This is a genomic window from Patulibacter medicamentivorans, assembly GCF_000240225.1.
In the GTDB taxonomy this organism is placed as follows: Bacteria; Actinomycetota; Thermoleophilia; order Solirubrobacterales; family Solirubrobacteraceae; genus Patulibacter; species Patulibacter medicamentivorans.
In genome coordinates, this window is sequence record NZ_AGUD01000132.1 from 1 (window position 1) to 1,726 (window position 1,726).

General features: G+C 78.2%; 3 protein-coding genes. All 3 read right to left on the reverse strand.

What is annotated here, in order from left to right:
- Positions 1–96 precede the first annotated feature (96 nt).
- The gene (locus PAI11_RS10045) at positions 97–678 is read right to left on the reverse strand and encodes an iron transporter (protein ID WP_007573879.1); all 582 of its coding nucleotides are present in this window, start codon (positions 676–678) and stop codon (positions 97–99) included.
- Positions 679–841: 163 nt separating this feature from the next.
- On the reverse strand, positions 842–1,168 hold the full coding sequence (locus PAI11_RS10050; RefSeq protein ID WP_040599654.1) for a hypothetical protein: 327 nt from the start codon (positions 1,166–1,168) through the stop codon (positions 842–844).
- Positions 1,169–1,211: 43 nt separating this feature from the next.
- Positions 1,212–1,726 (reverse strand): M48 family metallopeptidase (locus PAI11_RS10055; RefSeq protein ID WP_040599656.1); only part of this gene is annotated, 515 nt, incomplete at its 5' end.

Below are 1,726 nucleotides of genomic sequence, written 5' to 3' on the forward strand. Positions count from 1 at the left end.
GGCGGTCGCGCCGGGCACCGGCCAGCAGCCCGCCGCCGCCGGCGCCGGCGGCGGCGAGGGCGGCGGTGCCGGCGACCGCGCGACGGCGGGTGATCCTCACCGCGCCGTCCACGCGAACGGGACGTCCAGGCGAACCGGCTTCGTGTAGCGGTCGGCGAGCTCCGGATGGCGGCCGACCTGCGGCGGCCCGACGACGATCGACGCCCGGTAGCGCCCGCTCCTCGCGAGCCTCATGTTGTCGCCGTAGTGCAGGCCGACGCCCATCCCGACCATCGGGTAGAGCGGGCCGTTGTGGACCGGCGCTCCGCCGGGGCCGGTGATCTGGGCGGTGACCGCCGCGTCCGGCAGCCGGTCGCGGCTCTCCGCGTCGGAGACGAGCACCATCACGTGCGCGTTGTCGCCCGGCGCCGGCGGGTGCTTGCGCATACGCCCGCCCTCGGCGACGGTGAAGGTGACCGCGTCGCGCATCGCGGCGACCTCGACGCGCAGGCCGGCCCTGCTGGCGCTGCCGAGCGCGACCGACGACATCCGCTGGCCGCCGTGGGCGCCGCCGGCGGACGTGGAGGACGTGGTCGAGCCGCTGGCCGAGGTGGTCGGCGCGTCCTCGCCGCAGCCGGCCGTGGCGAGGGTGAGCAACGCCGCGCAGCCGAGCGCGAGCGTGCGGGTGGTGGAACGCATGGGGATCCTTCGATCGAACGGTGAGCGGGATGCCGGCACCCGGATGGGCGCGGCGCGGAGCTCGCCGTCGTCGTACGGCCGGAGTCGCTCGCGCGGCCCGCCACAGCAGCGGGCGCGGAACGACGACGCGACCCGCCGGAAGGCGGACGCGGGCGACCGTGCGCTAGGCGGCGAGCGGCGCGCCCGGAGGCGGGCGGACCGCCAGCGAGGCCGCGATCAGCCGTCCGCCGCGCGGCGGTACGGCTCGTGGCGCCGCGCCGACGGCCGCCAACCGCCGGGCGGGGCGTCGGCGCCGGGCCCGAAAAGCGCGGGCGGCCCGCGCCAGGCGCTCCTCGCCGACGTACCGTCCGCTCGCCAGCAGCGCGAAGGCGACCAGCGCCGGCGCCAGCGTGAGCAGGACCGTTGGCGCATCCGGCAGCAGCACGCCGACCGCCAACGCGAAGAGCGCGACGAGCGCGATCCCCGCTGCGGTGGCCGGCCGTGTCCTCATCGCCGCCGGACACTACCGCCGGCGCGCCACGCTCGCCGTCCGCTCAGCCGGCCGACGCCAGCCACAGGTGCAGGTCGGCACCGTTCTCACGCAGCCAGCCGGCCGGCTCGCGCCAGTGCGGGCGGTGGGACTCCAGCAGCCGCCAGAAGCTCGCGCCGTGGTGGGCGTGGATCAGGTGGCAGGCCTCGTGCCAGACCACGTAGTCGAGGCACTCCGGGGGCGCCAGCAGCAGCCGCCACGAGAGGCTGATCGTGCCGCTCGTCGAGCAGCTGCCCCAGCGGCTGCGGGTGTCGGTGATCCGCAGCCGCAGGACGTCGACGCCGAGCGCCGTCGCGGCGAGATCGAGCCGCGGCCGGGCCTCGTCGCGCGCCCGGGCGCGGTACCAGGACTCCAGCGCCCGCCCCCGCAGCTCCGGGTCGGCGGGCACGGCGATCCGGTCGCCGGCGCGGTGGACGCGGCGACGGCCGGGCTCGGGCACCACTTCGAGCGTCCGGCCGAGGTAGGGCAGGCCGCCGCCCGCCTGCTCGGCGACCTGCGCCCGGCGGGCGTCGAGCGCCG

Excerpts from the sequence above, each read along its gene's own strand:
- PAI11_RS10050 (WP_040599654.1), bottom strand. The coding sequence starts at position 1,168 with ATGAGGACACGGCCGGCCACCGCAGCGGGGATCGCGCTCGTCGCGCTC.
- PAI11_RS10045 (WP_007573879.1), bottom strand. The coding sequence starts at position 678 with ATGCGTTCCACCACCCGCACGCTCGCGCTCGGCTGCGCGGCGTTGCTC.